Source organism: Sphingobium sp. WR1 (assembly GCF_059693745.1).
The window spans coordinates 1-16,587 of sequence record NZ_JCATID010000044.1 but is presented as its reverse complement, the minus strand read 5'-3'; the positions used below and the strand labels follow the sequence as shown (position 1 = coordinate 16,587).

The window sequence follows — 16,587 nt, the reverse complement described above, 5'->3', positions numbered from 1 at the left end:
GGATATGGGGATCGGCGCATTCTATGTGGATTCCGCTCGCCGCTTTTGCGCACCGGCAATCCTCCCGGGACGGCTATTGGCGATGCCGATACCGATAGCCGCTCGGCGTCTCGCCCGACGTCTTGCGGAACGTCGATGAAAAGGTGCTCGAATCGGCGAACCCGAGCCGATAGCTGACCTCTTTGAGCGGCAGGTCGGTCTCGGCGAGCAACTGCTGGGCCTTCTTCAGACGGATCTCTTCGACATAATGATGCACGGTCCGCCCGGTCGTTTTCTTGAACGATCGGCGGAGGTGGGCCGGGCTGATATCGCATTGGCGCGCGATGTCGTCGATGCTCGGGCACTTGTTCGAGAAGCTCTCGACGAACTCGTAGATGCGGTTGAGGTCGCCCTGCGATAATATGCCGTCGCGAGTCCGGACCCTGAAGCTTTCCGGCTCGCCATTAAAGTGGCGGGCTATTTCGACGGCGATGACCGTCGAGAGGGACTCTGCGAGGAGCGGGCTAGCGAAGCCGGGACAGCTTGCTTCCATCCCGAGCCGCTGAATGGCCTGCTCCACGCGCACGTTGCGCATGTCCATGCAGCGCGCGATCTCGCCGCTGTCCCAGTCGGCGTTGACGTTCCAGACACGCTGAAACCAGTCGGCGCTAAACCGGCACATGACATTTCGCGTACGCTCGTTGCTGTCCGCCGCATCGGTCTCGATCGGGACGTCGGCGGGAAAGAACATCAGCTGTCCGAAATTCTGCAGCGCGCCTTCGTGCAATCGAGCAGCGACGCTGATCTCGGCGGGAAAGGCCCGGTACCGCAGGATAAAGTCCTTCTCGAGCTCGGTAATCTGCTCGCCGGCATTCCAGCGATAGTCGAGCACTTGGACGTTAATCCCGCCGACAGCCAACTCTGCAGCGACATTACAGGTTCGCGCAGCCATCTCCCGTCCTCCTCCTACTGCCGGCGCGAGGATCGGGGTATAGGCTACCCTTCGATATCCATAAGCCGCGCGGCAGCGATTAAATGCGGCAACCTCCGCTCGCCTCGATCGACTGGGCGGTTACCCAGCTGCTTTGCTCCGAGGCCAGGAACGCCACAACATTCGCTATTTCCTCGACAGAACCTAGTCTGCCGAGCGCCGTGAGTCCAGTTACGTGTGCCCTGGCGGCGTCCGACAGCCAGTCGCTGTTCATTTCGGTGTCGATGACGCCGGGCACGACGGTGTTGACCGTGATCCCGCGTGGGCCGAGTTGCTGCGCAAGGCTCAGCGTCAGATTTTGCATGGCGGCCTTGGTCAGCCCGTAGATCGAGACCTCCGGATAGGCGACGCGGGTCGAATTGGACGAAATATTGATGATGCGACCGCCCTCGTCCATGCGCTCGAGCGCGCGCTTCGTCACGAAATAGGGACCGCGCAGGTTCGTGGCGACGATCCGGTCGAAATCCTCGACGCTGCTGTCGTCGATATAGGCGGTCTTCGAAACCGCGGCATTGTTGACCAGAATGTCGATGCGTTCCATCTGGGCGTCGATCTGAGCATAAATGGCATCGATGTCGTCCATCGAGGCCAGGTTACCCCCCACGGCGAAGGCCGAACCTCCCGCGGCGGCGATTGCTTCAACCGTCCGCGCCGCTTCCTCGCGCCCGCGTCCATAGTGGACGGCCACCTTGGCACCTTCGCGCGCCAGACGGGCCGCGATGCCGCGTCCGATTCCGCGGCTCGCGCCCGTCACAAGAGCGGTCTTGCCAGTCAATGTCGTCATATTCTGCTCCGGTATCGTGAAGGGGGGTGGTCAGACAAAGGCGATGCTAGCCCGGCCCAGGCCTTCGATCTCTGTTTCGAAACGGTCGCCCGGTGCGACGGGCTCGAGCGCGACGAGCGAACCGGACAGAATGATTTCGCCGGCCTTCAACGGCACGCCATAGGCACCCAGCGTATTGGCAAGCCATGCTACGGCTGTAAGGGGGGAGCCCTGAACCGCCGATCCGAGACCTTCCGAGAGGAAGGCGCCGTTCTTGTAGACACGGCAGCGAAGATTGGGGAGATCGAGGTCGCGCGGATCAACGCGTTCCTCGCCAAGGACGAATATGCCGCAGGACGCATTGTCAGCAACCGTGTCGACGATGCCGATGTCCCAACCGGTGACCCGGCTGTCGACGATTTCGAAGCAGGCGCAGACGGATTCTGTTGCATCGAGCACCTGCGCTTCGTCGACATCGGGGCCGACAAGGTCATGCTTCAGGATGAAGGCGATCTCGGCTTCCGCGCGCGGCTGGATCAGTCCGGATGCAATGGGATAGGGACGATCGGACTGCACCTGCATCGCATCGGTAAGGAAGCCGAAATCAGGCTGATGGACCCCCAGCATGTCTTGGACGGGCTTCGAAGTGAGGCCGATCTTCTTGCCGACGACGATTTCGCCTGCCCGCTGGCGCCAATCGAGCAGAGCGAGCGAAATCCGGTACGCGTCGTCGATGCCGAGCGGGGCGCGATGACGCAGCGGCGAGATTGCACGGCGGTCTGAAAGCGCGTCGAACAGCTCGGATGCAAGCTCCCCGATCAGTTTATCCTTGTCCATCGATCCTCGTCCCGAAAGCATCATGATTCTTGGGACGGCGCGCCTGCGCCGGGCCACTCGAAATTCACATGCTATCGCCGGACGAGGCCGCCCGCCACCGGACTGAGCATATTGCCCATATGTTGCACGTTTTGGCCAATACAGCCGACATATTCGTCAGCAGCCGCCGGGCGTAGGTTGCCCAAAACGCACCGTCCTCAGGCAAGAGCACCTCGATGAATATCAGCGAACTCGGTTATATCCTTCTGCAATCGGCCGATATTGAGAAATGGCGAACCTTTGCCGAGCGCGTGGTAGGGATGCAGGCAATCGACGGACCCGAGGGCGAGCTCTATCTCAAGATCGACAAGCGGTTTCATCGTTTCCTGATCGTGCCGGGCGATAGCGAACGTTATCTCGCCTCGGGTTGGGCGATGCGGTCGAAGGCTGATTTCGACGCGTTTCGCGCAAAGCTCGAACAGGCGGGTGTCGTACTCTCGGCGGGCGATGCGGGTGCCAGCGCGTTGCGCAAGGTCCAGGACTTCTTTTCCTTCCACGATCCGGCCGGGAATTGCCACGAGGTTTTCTGGGGGCCGATTTCGGATTTCCAGCCGTTCGTCTCGCCGATCGGAACGGGTCCGTTCGTTACTGGCGAGCTCGGGTTGGGGCATACGGTGCTGCCGGCGCTCAACATCGACGAAGCGCTTGCGTTCTGGACGTCGGTCGGCGGGATGGAGTGTTCCGACAGCCTGCTTCAGCCGATCACCGCCGACCTCAATGTGCAGCTCTTCTTCCTCCATTGCCGCAATCCGCGCCAGCACAGCCTCGCCCTCGCGAAGATGCCCAGCGACGTCGGATGCGTCCATGTGATGGTGGAATTCGCCGAGTTCGACGATGTCGGGCGGGCGCTCGATCGAGTTCACGAGCATGGCGTGCCGATGGCCATGACGCTCGGCAAGCATGTGAATGACGACATGATTTCCTTTTATGTCATGACGCCGGGCAATTTCATCATTGAGATCGGCTGGGGCGCCCCCCCGAAGCAGTGGGAGGACGAGTTGTTCTTCGAAACCACCCGCGGCAGCCATTGGGGCCATCGCTGGGTGCTGAACGACCCGAACTTCCAGCTCGAGTAGTGCCCGCACCGCGCTTGCGCCCATTGCCCGGCGAGGCTGCGGTCTGCGCCGGGTCGCCTATGTCCGTCTGCCAATCCGAATTCAGCAAGGTCGATCCATGCCGCTCGAAATCAAGATGCCCGCCCTCTCGCCCACCATGGAGGAAGGAACACTAGCACGGTGGCTGGTGAAGGAAGGGGATACGGTAAGATCCGGCGACCTGCTTGCCGAAATCGAGACCGACAAGGCGACGATGGAGTTCGAGGCCGTCGATGAAGGCGTGGTCGCCAGGATTCTGGTCTCCGAGGGAAGTGAAGGCGTCGGGGTCGGAAGTGTGATCGCCGTGCTCGCGTTTGCTGGCGAAGATATGGAGGCCGTCCGCACGGGGTCGGCCGGCGCGCTGACACCAGCCGCTGTCACCGCCGATACGCCGGTAGCGGTTGGCCCCGCTGACGAGGTCGTTGCGCCCAGCGGACAGCCGGCGGGCCATACGGGCGATCGCATAAAGGCCAGTCCGCTTGCGCGACGCCTTGCCGCCAAGAAAGGCATCGACCTCAAGGGAATCAGCGGCACCGGGCCTGGCGGCCGCATCGTTAGGGTTGACCTTGAAAGCGTGTCGTCCGCCACTGCCGCGCCGGCGGCGAGCGGAGCCATGGCTCCTTCGGCCGACCAGGCAACGGTGCAACCATTTGTGACCGATATCCCGCACAGCGTCGACAAGCTCAGCAACATGCGCAAGACGATCGCGCGCCGCCTGACCGAGGCGAAGCAGACGATCCCGCATATCTATCTGACCCTCGACGTCGAGCTTGACATGCTCTTGAAGCTACGCGGCGAACTTAACGCGGCAGTTGAGCCGCAGGGTATCAAACTCAGCGTCAACGACCTCTTGATCAAGGCGCTCGCCAAAGCGTTGATCCAGGTGCCGCAGTGCAATGTCAGTTACGCTGGCGACCAGCTCGTTCGTTACAGCCGCGCGGACATCAGCGTCGCCGTCTCGGTCCCCGCGGGCCTGATCACGCCGATCATCGTCGGCGCCGACGGCAAATCGGTGAGCACCATTTCGACTGATATGAAGGAACTCGCCGCGCGTGCTAGGGATGGCAAGCTCCAACCGCACGAATATCAGGGCGGCACCGCCTCCCTCTCCAACATGGGCATGTTCGGCATCAAGCAGTTCGAGGCGGTCATCAACCCGCCGCAGGGCATGATCATGGCGATCGGTGCGGGGGAGAAGCGGCCGTGGATCGTCGATGACGCCGTCGGTGCCGCGACCATCATGTCGGCGACCGGCAGCTTCGACCATCGCGCCATCGATGGTGCCGACGGCGCGCAACTCATGCAGGCGTTCAAGCATATTGTCGAAAACCCGCTCGGACTGGTGGCATAAAATGACCGACCCCAATTACGACCTCATCGTGCTCGGCTCCGGGCCGGGCGGCTATGTTGCGGCGATCCGCGCGGCCCAGCTCGGGCTCAAGACCGCGATCGTCGAGCGCGAACTGCTCGGCGGTATCTGCCTCAACTGGGGCTGCATCCCGACTAAAGCACTGCTGCGCTCGGCCGAAATCTATCATTATATGCAGCATGCGGGCGATTACGGGCTGAAGGCGACCGAAATCAGTGCCGACATCGACGCGGTCGTCAAGCGGTCGCGCGGGGTCGCGAAGCAGCTCAATCAGGGCGTCACGCACCTGATGAAGAAGCACAAGATCACCGTCCATATGGGCACCGGCAAGCTCGTCGCACCGGACAAGCTCGAAGTCACCGGCGAGAAGGGCATCGAAACCCTGACCGCAAAGAATATCATCGTCGCGACCGGTGCGCGGGCACGCGACCTGCCGTTCGCGCCCGCCGACGGCAAGCGCATCTGGACCTATCGCCATGCGCTCGTCCCGCCCGAAATGCCGAAGAAGCTGCTTGTCATCGGATCGGGCGCGATCGGGATCGAGTTTGCGAGCTTCTACAGCGACATGGGCGTCGAGGTGACCGTCGTCGAAATGCTCGACCGGCTCGTGCCCATCGAGGATGCCGACGTCTCGACCTTCCTCGAAAAGGCGCTCAAGAAGCAGGGCATCACGATCCATACCGGCGCCGGCGTCGAGGAGCTGAAGGCCACCGCAACCGGCGTTTCGACGGAGATCAAGGGCAAGGACGGCAAGGTCGTAACGGCAGAATTCAGCCACGCGATCGTCGCGATTGGCATCGTTCCGAACACCCAGAATATCGGGCTCGAAGCGCTCGGCGTGAAGACGGCCAAGGGTCATATCGACACCGACGCGATGTGCCGCACCAACATCCCCGGCATCTGGGCGATCGGCGATGTCACCGCGCCGCCGTGGCTCGCGCACAAGGCAATGCACGAATCGGTGATCGCGGTCGAGGCAATCGCGGGCAATCATCCGCACGCGATGGATCCGCGCAGCATCCCGGGCTGCACCTATTGCCGCCCGCAGATCGCCAGCGTCGGTTTGACCGAGGCGAAGGCCAAGGAACTCGGCTACGAGGTCAAGGCCGGTACCTTCCCCTTCATCGGCAACGGCAAGGCGATTGCACTCGGTGAGGCCGAGGGCTTTACCAAGACCGTGTTCGACGCGAAGACGGGCGAGTTGCTCGGCGCGCATATGATCGGCGCCGAGGTCACCGAGCTCATTCAGGGCTACACCATCGGCAAGACCGCCGAGCTGGTCGAGGATGATTTCATTGGCACCGTATTCCCCCATCCGACATTGAGTGAAACGATGCACGAGGGCGTGCTCGCGGCGTTCGGGCGGCCGCTGCATATCTAGGCGTGATGGGCCGTCTCAATCGACGCTGAGCGGATCCATGCGCACGTCGAGCCGGATCCGGCTGAGCCTAATGCTGGAAAAGCGCCACTGTCCGTCCTGTTTTACGTATGTTTCATGATAGTGGCCGGCTCCGCGGATATGGTTTGCGTCGCCAAAGCCGGTACCTGGCGTGAAGAAAAGTTCGTCCTCCATGGCCCATATGCCGGACGCGCGATCAGGAGCGGTGACCTTGATTTCGGGCGTGTGGCCGTGGTGAATGGAAACGCAACTATTGAGATGGGCGTCCAGGAGGCCGACCCACTCATCGGGCATCATGTCGACGATCGCATTCTCGGGAAAGCTCAGCTTGGCATCGTCGGTGAACAACGTGCGAAGCTCTGCCCATTGCTTTGTGTCGACGAGCCGGAAGTAGCGGGCCTTGAGGCGCTTGATATCCTCGATCGCGATCAATGCTTCGATCTTGTCCATGAGCAATGTCCTTGCTGCTTTCGTCCTTCGCTACGGGTCTAGCGCGTCGAGAGCCTTCGCGGAGCCGGTACTGGCTGTGCGAAAGCGCGTATTGTTTCGCGGTTGGGTACATTGCGGCGACCTGGTCCGATGGAGGCGCGTCATCCATGCTCTGAATTTCGATAAGATGAGCGCATTTCTCAGCGCGCCGCATTCGGTCGCTACATCGACCGCGTGTAGCTTTGAAATGACGGGAAGAGCGCCGGAGGCCAAGTGTCGCGCAGAGCGAACGGGAGTCACCAGCCGGCCGGAGGATGACAGGCTTATGGATTTGGGGATCGCAGGTAAGGTCGCTTTCGTGGCGGGCGGCAGCAAGGGCATGGGGCGCTCCGCAGGCAGGCTTCTGGCGGAAGCTGGATGCAAGGTCGGGATCGTCGCGCAGAGCCAAGACGCAATCGAGTCAGCCGTAGAGGACATCCGGAGGGACGGAGGGACGGCCATTGGAATTTCAGCCGATCTCACCTCGCGTGATGATGTGATGCGCGCGGTTGCCGAATTGACGAGAGCATTCGGCACCGCGGATATCGTCGTTGGACAGACCAACGACATGCAACTCGGTGATTTGGCTGATGTAGCGGACGAGGATTTCGAGCGCTGCTTCCACATTTTCACAATGGCCCAAGTCTATCTGGCGCGGACCGTCCTTCCCGCAATGAAGGAAAAGGGCTGGGGACGGATCATCCACATCGGTTCGGTCGCCGGGAAGGAGGCCGAAACCTCTCATCCGCATATCCTGCACAATACGGCTCGTCCGTCGACGGTGGCCTTTCTGCGGACGCTCGCCAATGAGGTGGCGGTCCACGGCATCACAGTCAATGTGGTGGCACCGGGCTGGATAGCGACGCCGACGCTCAATGCGTATTTGAAGGACAAGCTGGGCCTTGAAGCCGACCAGGCGGACGAATGGATCCGCGGGACAGGGCAGGTTCCAGCGAACCGCCTTGGGAAGCCAGATGAGATCGGCGCGCTTGTGGCGTTCCTCGCATCGCGCTGGGCAGGCTATATCACCGGCGAATGGATCGCGGTGGATGGCGGACGCCACAAATTCTCTTTCTGAGAGAAGAACAGACTTTAAGATAAGTAATTCATGGATGAGGCTGTAATGATTGAACTTTTTTACACAACGAGCACAAATGTCTACAAAATCCTTGTAGCGCTTGAGGAAATGAACCTGGCCTATCGGATCACGCCGATCGATATCAGCGCGGGAGAGCATCGCGATCCCGCGAAAGTCGGCGGATCGCCAACGGGCAAGCTGCCGGTCATTCGCGACGAGGATCCGATTGGCGGCGGAGAGTCGCTCACCGTGTTCGAGTCGGGTGCCATTCTTCAGTATCTTGCCGAGAAATCGGGCAAGTTCCTGCCTTCGGCGGCGCGTGAGCGTTTCGAGGTGATGCAGTGGCTGTTCTGGCAGGTCGGCAATCTTGGTCCGGCTTTCGGTCAGTCATGGCACTTTATCAATTTCGCGCCCCGGATCGCTCCCGACGTGGACAACAGCTATGCCTATAGCCGTTACGCCAACATGGTCACCGGCCTCTGGGAGGTCATGGAGCGGCACTTGGCTGATCGCGCGTTCCTCGCCGGCGACTATTCGATTGCTGACATCGCTGCCTATCCGTGGGTGAGCTATTTCGATCCGAAGGAAGGCAGGGAGGCTTATCCCAATGTCGCGCGCTGGATCGATGTTATCGCCGAGCGTCCGGCAGTGAAGAAGGCCTATGCGCTCATCGCGGAACAAAAGACCGGCTACGTTTTCGACAAGGAACGCAACGTCACCATCTACCCCTGGGAGGGCGTGATGAAGAATGTGTTCGTTCTCTAATCTTGGACACGCGAAATGCCAGTCAAAGACAAATCCATCATCATTACCGGCGGTGGTTCAGGTATCGGGGCGGCGGCCGTACGGCTCGCGGCTCAGTCCGGGGCGCTGGTGACCATTGCCGACGTCGACGTGGAAGGCGGCGAAGCGGTACTCGCCGAGCTTCGTGCGGATGGTGCCGACGCTCAGTTCATCCGCACGGACATTTCGCAGGAGGAGGACGTTCGTGCGATGGTTGGAGCCGCTGTCTCGCGCTTTGGCGCCGTGCACTGCGCTTTCAATAACGCTGGCATCCCGGCTTGGAGCCATCAGCCCGGAGTTGGGACCTACAGTCTGCTAGCAGATCTTCCGCTTGACGCTTTCAGCCGCGGAATGGCGATTAACGCTACCGGCACCTTTCTCTGCATGAAGTATGAGCTCCAGGCGATGCTCGAAACTGGTGGCGGTGCGATCGTCAACACAGCGTCCAACGCCGGGATACTCGCGATCGAGGCCGCCGCCGACTATGTTGCAGCCAAACATGCTGTGATTGGTCTCACCAAGGCCGCCGCTCTTGACTATGCAAAGCGGAACATTCGAGTGAATGCTGTGCTACCGGGCGTCATACGCACGCAGATGATGGAGATTTCCTTTGCGGCGAATCCGCAATTGGTTGACTGGGCAACGGGCATTCAACCAAATGGCCGGTTAGGTGTCCCGGACGAGGTGGCGTCTGCTGCCTTGTGGCTTTTGTCCGACGCGTCGTCGTTCGTGACAGGGGTCTCGCTTCCGGTCGATGGCGGCTATTCGATGGTCTGACGCGAAGAGCCGCCATCTGCCGGCGTGATTTCTCGGAGGCAGACAGGAGACCGGATTCTACCGGCACCTTTTCGGCACATCATGAGCATTTATCCAACGCCGTGTATGTCGCGGCCGCCCTGCCAGTTCGGGCATAACAGGGCTTCAGATGTGAGGGTGTCTTCGTGCCATTGTTGCGAGGGCACCCCGCATTCCAGATCAATATAAGGACGACTTCTCGCGAAAGGAGGCGTCCAGATCATCGGAGAGGGGGTTGAAATGCGCATCTATACAAAACTCGGAATGACGGCGTCCGCTTGCGCCATGGTGATGGCGACTGCGCCCGCTTTCGCGCAGGAGGCAAGCGTCGCGCCTCCGGCCAGCGATCAGGCCGACGAGGCCGGACAGATTTCGGACATCGTTGTCACCGCGCAGAAGCGTGCGCAAAACCTGCAAGATGTCCCCGTTGCGGTCACGGCGTTCACCGGTTCTGCGCTTCAGGATCGCGGCATTGTCAATGTGGGTGAACTGACCACCATCACGCCGGGTCTGCAGATCGGCTCGAGCAATGGCGTCGCCTTGCCGTTCCTGCGCGGGATCGGCACCACATCCTTTTCGGTGGGCGTGGAGTCGAGCGTTGCTGTCTATACCGACGGAATCTATTATACGCGCCTGCCCCAGGGCTTCCTCGCGCTCAACAATATCGAACGGGTCGAGGTGCTCAAAGGCCCACAGGGTACTTTGTTCGGCCGCAACTCGAGCGGCGGCATCGTCAACATCATTACACCCGATCCGTCCCATAACTTCGCCGTGCGCGGCAGCGTCGGCTATGGCCGTTTCGACACGTTTCGGGGCGACCTCTATGTGACCGGCGGCCTTGCCGACAATCTGGCGGCCGACATCACCATCGGTGGCACCAACCAGGAAAAGGGCTGGGGAACCAATCTGGCTACCGGCAACAAGGCGGGTTTCCAGAACGATTTCACGGTGCGCTCGAAGCTGTTGTTCGAGCCCGGCGATGATACGCGGCTCGTTCTCACCGGCTTTTACTCCTATTCGCTTGGCAGTTCGCAGGGCAACGTCTTCCCCGGTTTCACGCGCGGCACACGCGAGGCGCCCTTCGAACTGATCACGACGCTTCCTAACTTCTATGACCAGGACCAGGACATCGACGGCCGTAGCAAGGCGGAAGCCTGGGGAGTCTCGCTCAAGGCCGAACAGAACCTTGGCTTTGCGACGCTCACCAGCATCAGCGGCTATACCGAGAACAAGGAACGGATCGACGGCGACGGTGACTATGGAACGCGCCCCGACTTCATCTATGTCCTTGATTCCAAGATCGAGCAATTCACGCAGGAACTGCAGCTCACTGGCGACGGCGGGGGTCCGCTGGACTGGGTGCTCGGGCTCTATTATTATGATGCGAAGAGCCGCTACAACCCGGCGCATTTCTACGGGGCGCTGTTCGCTCCGGCCGACCTCTTCATCCACGCCAAGCAGCATGTGAAGGCTTATGCGGCGTACGCCCAGGCGACCTATGAGGTGGCGCGCGGTCTAAGCCTGACGGGTGGGCTCCGCTACACGCGCGACAAGATGTCGGGCGAAGGATTTACCGATCTCGAGGTCGGCGGCGTACCCGTCGGCACAATCCCAGCCGGATCGGATTCGCGCACGTTCAACAAGCTGACCTTCCGCACCGCGGTCGACTATCAATTCACGCCCGACATCCTGGGTTATGTCTCGTTCAGTCGCGGCTACAAGTCGGCGGGATACAATCTGTTGCCCTTCGAGGCGCCGCCGCAAAAGCCTGAGACGCTCGATGCTTATGAGGTCGGGTTCAAGACCGATCTTTTCGACCGTCGCCTGAGATTGAACATTTCAGGCTTCTGGTACGATGTCTCCAATCCGCAGGTCCAGCTCAACCGCAATGGTTCGGTCTTCCTGTCCAACGCGGACAGCTCGCGTGTGAAGGGCATCGAACTCGAGGGGCAGGTCGCCTTCGGCGGCGGCTTCACGGGACGGTTCGGCTTTACCTATCTCGATTCCAAATATCGCAAATATCTCGATGCGCCGAGCGGACCGCCCAATCCCAATCCGCCTTACGGCGCGGCCGACCCGCTCATCTCGATCGACGCCAGCGGCAACCGCACGCCGCTCGCCGCAAAGATCGTATTCAATCTTGGTGCTGACTACGTCATCGAGACAGGTCATGGCGATGTGCAGCTGAGCGCTGACTATTATCACAATAGCGGATATTACTTCGAGCCCGATAATCTGCTGCACCAGAAGGCGTTCGATCTTCTGAGCGGCCAGATCAAATATTCGCCGACCGATAATCTCGCGGTCCGTTTCTGGGGCAAGAATCTGCTCGGCGAGAAATATGTGTCATGGGCACTGACCCAAGCCGGTGCCCCGGGTTATCCCTTCGTCGCCGGTGCCCCACGCACTTACGGCGTGTCGGTTGATTTCAACTTCTAGGTCCGGTTTCCGTCCGGGCGGGGTGTTCAAGTGAATGGCCCGCCCGGTCTGGAGGAAACGAGCGGATCGCGCGGGGTCCAGCGGCCTCCGAACGATCGCCGTTACCGGCATGAATCGACCTCATGCTGGCTCATCGGGAGACTTGCGTGCGGATTCCGACGAAGTCGGCCACTTATGCCGACACGAAGCCGGCCACCGCACCGATGTGAAGCCGGCCACCATTCCGATCTGATGTCGGCCATTTGGGCAGCTCGTGCGGATCGTTTTTGTTGATGTCTTAAACGGTCTGGTGTGGTCAAGCTTAGAGTGGCGAGGCGTGCCTTTTGCGGACGCTCTCGCCGGTCAGATCGATGCGATAAGCATTGTGAACGACGCGATCCAAGATGGCATCGGCCAGGGTGGGATTTCCGATTATTTCATACCAGCGGTCCACAGGGACTTGGCTCGTGATGAGGATGGATCCGCGGTCATAGCAGTCCTCGACGATTTCGAGCAGGTCCCGGCAGCGGTCGGCACTGAGGGCTTCAGGTCCCCAGTCGTCAATGATGAGAAGAACGTCGCGCGACAGGGCGGGTAGCATTTTGGGGTAGCTGCGGTTGATCTCCGGTCGTAGAAAGACGCCTTGTTCACTCCGCTTTTGAGATTGTCGGGCACAAGGAGCCTGGGCACGCCGTTGAGATGGGCAAACAGGCGGACGTGCGAGCCGATCCAGTCCGGCAGGGCTTGCGACCAGGTCACCTCGGCGAATGTGTAGTTCGACGCCCCCAGGACCGCGACGAAGATTTCCGCCATCCGGATTTCGCCGGTCACCCGATCGGTGAACCCGCACGGAGCCCGCCAGGCTGGCAGAAGCCGATGCGGGGGGCTATGCCATGGGGAAGCTGCCACTCGGTCTGAGCGGCGGAGCGTCTCTCTTTATAGGTTTTCCGATCGATGAGGTGACGTTCGAGTGAGAAGTGGTTGTGGAAGCTGGCATGGACGGAAGCAAATTTCTGTAGCGCTTTCATCCGCCTGAATCTGAGCGTTGCCCGCCTCTTTCTGAGCGGGAGCTGGTGACTATTTTCGACACGATTATTGGCCCAGCCGCCCGCCTCTGTCGATCGCGGATGCGGCGTTCATCAAGCGCGGCGCCACCCTCTATGGCGAAGACCGGTAGGACCGCAATTGTCCCACCCTGGCCGCTCGCAGGCGCACAAAACGCTCGACTTCGCTGCGCACCAGAGCGACAATGGTTGCATGAAATCGCGCCGAGGCGCATCCGGAGCGCCGCTCCCGCCATGGTGATGGCCGGGGGCTCCAGGTGGTGGGAGCAGCATCAGGTTGCTCCCTTCACACGGAGACACACCATGCCCCGCAATCCTCAGCTTACCGACCTCCAGCTCATCCTGCTCTCGACCGCATCCGCTCGGGACGATCGGCAGCTCTACCCCCTCAAGGCCAGCATCGCCGGCAAGTCCGATGATGTGGCTGCGGCCATCACTGCACTTCTCAGGCGAAATCTGGTCCAGAAGGTCGAGGTCCGCGACATCAGCCAGGCGTGGATGGAGCAGGACGGCCTCCGCATCGGACTCGTCATCGCCGACAGGGCCCGGGCGCTCATCGAGGGACAGGATATGGAGGCGAGCGATGGCGGCGACACCGCGCCCACGCAGTCCAACCCTCGTTCCGGCTCAAAGGCGAAGCTGGTGCTGACGCTTCTCGGCCGCGAGAAGGGCGCTTCACCGGCCGAACTGATTGATGCCACCGGCTGGCTGCCGCACACCATGCGGGCGGCGCTGACGGGGCTGAGAAAAAAGGGCCATGTCATCGAGCGGGATGGCCAGGGGGAGGGGAGTGTCTATCGCCTGATCGCCCGAGCTTGATGATGAGCCTGATGGAAGCACGGATCAAGGCGGAGTTCGCCGGACTGGATGATCTCTCCTCCCGACAGCTGCGCGAGTGCTGGAGCGCGATGAAGCCGGGATCTGTGCCCAGAGTCAGTCCCGCCATGCTGCGACTTGCCCTCGCCTGGGAAATCCAGGCCGGGGCGCTGGGCGGCCACGGCAGGGCCACAAGCCAGATGCTGGTGCAGCTGATGACGGCGAAGACCGCCACAACCCCCGCGGTGCCGGGTACGAGGCTGGTGCGCGAATGGAACGGCAGCGCCCATGTGGTGACCATAGGCGAGGACAGGGTGATCCGCTGGGACGGCAGGGAATGGCGATCCCTCTCTGAAGTAGCCCGGGCCATCACCGGCACTCGCTGGTCGGGGCCGGCCTTCTTCGGCCTCAAAAGGAAGGTGGCGGCATGAGGCAGATCCGCTGTGCCATCTACACCCGCAAGTCGAGCGAGGAGGGGTTGTCGCAGGACTTCAATTCGCTCGACGCTCAGAGGGAAGCCTGTGCTGCCTATATCCTCTCCCAGGCAAGCGAGGGCTGGGTGGAGGTGAGGGAGCGCTATGATGATGGTGGCCTCTCGGGTGGCACGCTCGAGCGTCCGGCACTCCAGCGCCTGCTGGCTGATGTCGCCGGGGGCCGAATCGACATCATCGTCGTCTACAAGGTCGATCGCCTCACCCGCTCTCTGCTGGACTTTGCAAAGCTGGTCGAGGCATTTGACCGGACCGGCACCAGCTTCGTGTCGATCACCCAGTCCTTCAATACCACCACCAGTATGGGCAGGCTCACCCTCAACATGCTGCTCTCCTTCGCCCAGTTCGAGCGGGAGGTGACCGCCGAGCGTATCCGCGATAAGATCGCCGCCTCCAAGGCAAAGGGCATGTGGATGGGCGGCGTGCCGCCGCTTGGATACAGACCCGATGGCCGCAGCCTCGCCATCGTCGAGGAACATGCCGCGATCGTCAGAACCATCTTCGAGCGATATCTGGCCATAGGCAATGTCCGGCTGCTGGCAGAGCAGCTGAGGGCCGAGTGCCTAATGTCCCCTGCGCGCACCACCACGACTGGCAGGCGCATCGGGGGAGGGGCCTTTACCCGCGGGCAGCTCTATCTGATGCTCAAATGCCGGACCTTTCGGGCGAGATACAACACAGGGACCAGATTTACCCTGGTCTTCATCCGCCCATTATCGGGAAGGAACTCTGGGACAGCGTCCAGAACAGGCTGCGGGCCAATCTTCAGGGGCATCGTGATGGTGTCCCGCACCAGGCGCCCAGTCTGCTTGCCGGCAGGGTTGTCGATGAGAATGGGCAGGCGATGATTGCCTCCCATGCGGTAAAGCCGCTGAAAGATGATGGTGCGGGAAAGGTCCGCTATCGTTATTATATTAGCGCGGGAGCTGTAGGCGATAGCGTCGCTACTGGCGTGCGCATTCCGGCGCGCGAGATCGAGGCGGCCGTCACGGAACGTCTGGCGCAGGCATTCGACGATCCGCTTGCCCTGCTGGAAAAAGCGGCCCTCAGCCTCGATACACATGCCCTGATGGACATCGAACGGCGTGCCGCTGAAACGGCAGCAGGGCTGCGCCGTCAGGATCGGGCGCTGGTGCGCGCTCTCGTCATCAGGGTGGAGGTCGGGAAGGGCAGGGTGCAGATCCACTGCCGGGTCAGCCGGATTGCGGATCTGCTTGCGGTCGGGCCGACAGATGGCATGCCGGCTGAAGTGACATTCATGTCCGCAGTTCGTCTGACGCGTTCGGGAAGGGCCATGCGTCTGGTGCAGGACAATGGTCGGCATGCCGCTACCCGCCCTAATCCGTCGCTGGTGAAGCTTGTCGTTCAGGCCCATCGCTGGTGGAGCGAGCTCAGGAAGGGCGAGGTCAACATCACGACCCTGTGCGAGCGGGAGAAGGTTTCGGACGCCTGGATGAGCCGGGTGTTGCGGCTGGCATTCCTCTCGCCCGCGATAACCGAGGCCATCCTGCGCGGCACGCAGCCCGCCAGGATCAACACCGCAGCGCTGCTTGCCACAGCCGCTGTGCCTGCGTGCTGGAGGGCACAGGAAAGCCGGTTGCTGGCGGGCTAGCCAAGCCTCCTCAGCCGCCCACAGATCGGGATAAGCTCAATTCGACCCTTTGCAGACTCTCAGCAGCCAATTTTCGATCTCCAGCTGCTGACGGTCTGCTATTCCGGAAGGTGTCGACCAGTTATCGCCGTTCCTCTGTGGTGAAGTGAACGTCCGGATCTGACGGGAGCCGCCGGTCGAGCGTGATGAACCCGTTGGTCAGCAGTCACCCAGACATTGCCGTTCAACCGATTACCTTGGTTTCCCGGCACAGGCGGTTTCAGGAACGNGGTGAAGTGAACGTCCGGATCTGACGGGAGCCGCCGGTCGAGCGTGATGAACCCGTTGGTCAGCAGTCACCCAGACATTGCCGTTCAACCGATTACCTTGGTTTCCCGGCACAGGCGGTTTCAGGAACGCGCGACCATCCCGTTTCTCCATCTCCGATCTGCCATTTTGAGAGAGCCCAATCGGAAACAGGTTTTGGGAAAGCCCAGGCTGCCGTCTGGGTGTCTGTGAGCGCCGGCACCGGTCGTCTCGCAGCACGTTCCCATTCAAGAATGCAACCTCAAACATTGGGATTTTGTATAGTGGGCTCCAGCGCCACCCATC

General features: G+C 61.3%; 16 protein-coding genes and 2 pseudogenes. 11 read left to right on the top strand and 7 right to left on the bottom strand.

What is annotated here, in order from left to right; translation table 11 throughout:
- Positions 1-73 precede the first annotated feature (73 nt).
- From AC58EF_RS27035 to AC58EF_RS27025, 3 genes are all read right to left on the bottom strand, one after another.
- Positions 74-931, bottom strand: a complete 858-nt coding sequence (locus AC58EF_RS27035; protein ID WP_497279478.1) for a helix-turn-helix transcriptional regulator — start codon at positions 929-931, stop codon at positions 74-76.
- 79 nt (positions 932-1,010) lie between these two features.
- Positions 1,011-1,754 carry an SDR family NAD(P)-dependent oxidoreductase gene (locus tag AC58EF_RS27030; protein WP_497279477.1) on the bottom strand — a complete coding sequence of 248 codons (744 nt, stop codon included), beginning with the start codon at positions 1,752-1,754 and terminating at the stop codon, positions 1,011-1,013.
- Between the two features lie 30 nt (positions 1,755-1,784).
- Complete coding sequence (locus AC58EF_RS27025) at positions 1,785-2,570, bottom strand: fumarylacetoacetate hydrolase family protein (RefSeq protein ID WP_497279476.1); 786 nt, start codon at positions 2,568-2,570, stop codon at positions 1,785-1,787.
- A gap of 215 nt (positions 2,571-2,785) precedes the next feature.
- On the opposite strand from AC58EF_RS27025, the gene AC58EF_RS27020 reads away from it, so the two are divergent.
- The 3 genes from AC58EF_RS27020 (at position 2,786) to lpdA (ending at position 6,453) form a co-directional block, all read left to right on the top strand.
- Entirely contained in the window at positions 2,786-3,685 is a 900-nt protein-coding gene (locus AC58EF_RS27020) for a VOC family protein (RefSeq protein WP_497279475.1), read from the top strand.
- A gap of 97 nt (positions 3,686-3,782) precedes the next feature.
- Positions 3,783-5,054, top strand: a complete 1,272-nt coding sequence (locus AC58EF_RS27015) for a pyruvate dehydrogenase complex dihydrolipoamide acetyltransferase (protein WP_497279474.1) — start codon at positions 3,783-3,785, stop codon at positions 5,052-5,054.
- Position 5,055: 1 nt separating this feature from the next.
- Entirely contained in the window at positions 5,056-6,453 is a 1,398-nt protein-coding gene (lpdA, locus tag AC58EF_RS27010) for a dihydrolipoyl dehydrogenase (protein ID WP_497279473.1), read from the top strand.
- Positions 6,454-6,468: 15 nt separating this feature from the next.
- Here the strand turns inward: lpdA and AC58EF_RS27005 are convergent, their stop codons facing one another.
- A complete protein-coding gene (locus AC58EF_RS27005) occupies positions 6,469-6,921 on the bottom strand; it encodes a nuclear transport factor 2 family protein (RefSeq protein WP_497279472.1) in 453 nt (150 codons plus the stop codon).
- A gap of 304 nt (positions 6,922-7,225) precedes the next feature.
- Between AC58EF_RS27005 and AC58EF_RS27000 the strand changes: the two genes are divergently transcribed.
- The 4 genes from AC58EF_RS27000 (at position 7,226) to AC58EF_RS26985 (ending at position 12,034) form a co-directional block, all read left to right on the top strand.
- Positions 7,226-8,017: an SDR family oxidoreductase gene (locus AC58EF_RS27000; RefSeq protein WP_497279471.1), complete on the top strand. Its 792-nt coding sequence runs from the start codon at positions 7,226-7,228 to the stop codon at positions 8,015-8,017.
- 30 nt (positions 8,018-8,047) lie between these two features.
- Positions 8,048-8,782: a glutathione S-transferase family protein gene (locus tag AC58EF_RS26995; protein ID WP_497279470.1), complete on the top strand. Its 735-nt coding sequence runs from the start codon at positions 8,048-8,050 to the stop codon at positions 8,780-8,782.
- Between the two features lie 15 nt (positions 8,783-8,797).
- Complete coding sequence (locus AC58EF_RS26990; protein ID WP_497279469.1) at positions 8,798-9,577, top strand: SDR family oxidoreductase; 780 nt, start codon at positions 8,798-8,800, stop codon at positions 9,575-9,577.
- 258 nt (positions 9,578-9,835) lie between these two features.
- Positions 9,836-12,034 (top strand): TonB-dependent receptor, encoded by a 2,199-nt coding sequence (locus AC58EF_RS26985; RefSeq protein ID WP_497279468.1) that lies wholly within the window; start codon positions 9,836-9,838, stop codon positions 12,032-12,034.
- Positions 12,035-12,335: 301 nt separating this feature from the next.
- On the opposite strand, the gene AC58EF_RS26980 is transcribed toward AC58EF_RS26985, so the two are convergent.
- From AC58EF_RS26980 to AC58EF_RS26970, 3 genes and pseudogenes are all read right to left on the bottom strand, one after another.
- On the bottom strand, positions 12,336-12,614 hold the full coding sequence (locus AC58EF_RS26980; protein ID WP_497279487.1) for an ATP-binding protein: 279 nt from the start codon (positions 12,612-12,614) through the stop codon (positions 12,336-12,338).
- Between the two features lie 6 nt (positions 12,615-12,620).
- A pseudogene (locus AC58EF_RS26975) lies at positions 12,621-12,850 on the bottom strand (IS21 family transposase); the annotation flags it as partial.
- A gap of 65 nt (positions 12,851-12,915) precedes the next feature.
- Positions 12,916-13,128: pseudogene (locus AC58EF_RS26970) on the bottom strand (IS6 family transposase); the annotation flags it as partial.
- 252 nt (positions 13,129-13,380) lie between these two features.
- Between AC58EF_RS26970 and AC58EF_RS26965 the strand changes: the two are divergent.
- The 4 genes from AC58EF_RS26965 to AC58EF_RS26950 all read left to right on the top strand — a co-directional run bounded on the left by AC58EF_RS26965 (position 13,381) and on the right by AC58EF_RS26950 (position 15,996).
- Positions 13,381-13,896: a DUF3489 domain-containing protein gene (locus tag AC58EF_RS26965; RefSeq protein ID WP_497279467.1), complete on the top strand. Its 516-nt coding sequence runs from the start codon at positions 13,381-13,383 to the stop codon at positions 13,894-13,896.
- Entirely contained in the window at positions 13,896-14,324 is a 429-nt protein-coding gene (locus AC58EF_RS26960; protein ID WP_497279466.1) for a DUF2924 domain-containing protein, read from the top strand. The genes AC58EF_RS26965 and AC58EF_RS26960 overlap by 1 nt, the downstream gene beginning before the upstream one ends.
- On the top strand, positions 14,321-15,232 hold the full coding sequence (locus tag AC58EF_RS26955; protein WP_497279465.1) for a recombinase family protein: 912 nt from the start codon (positions 14,321-14,323) through the stop codon (positions 15,230-15,232). Before AC58EF_RS26960 ends, AC58EF_RS26955 begins: the two co-directional genes overlap by 4 nt.
- A 104-nt stretch (positions 15,233-15,336) precedes the next feature.
- Positions 15,337-15,996 (top strand): hypothetical protein, encoded by a 660-nt coding sequence (locus tag AC58EF_RS26950; RefSeq protein WP_497279464.1) that lies wholly within the window; start codon positions 15,337-15,339, stop codon positions 15,994-15,996.
- Positions 15,997-16,587 lie beyond the last annotated feature (591 nt).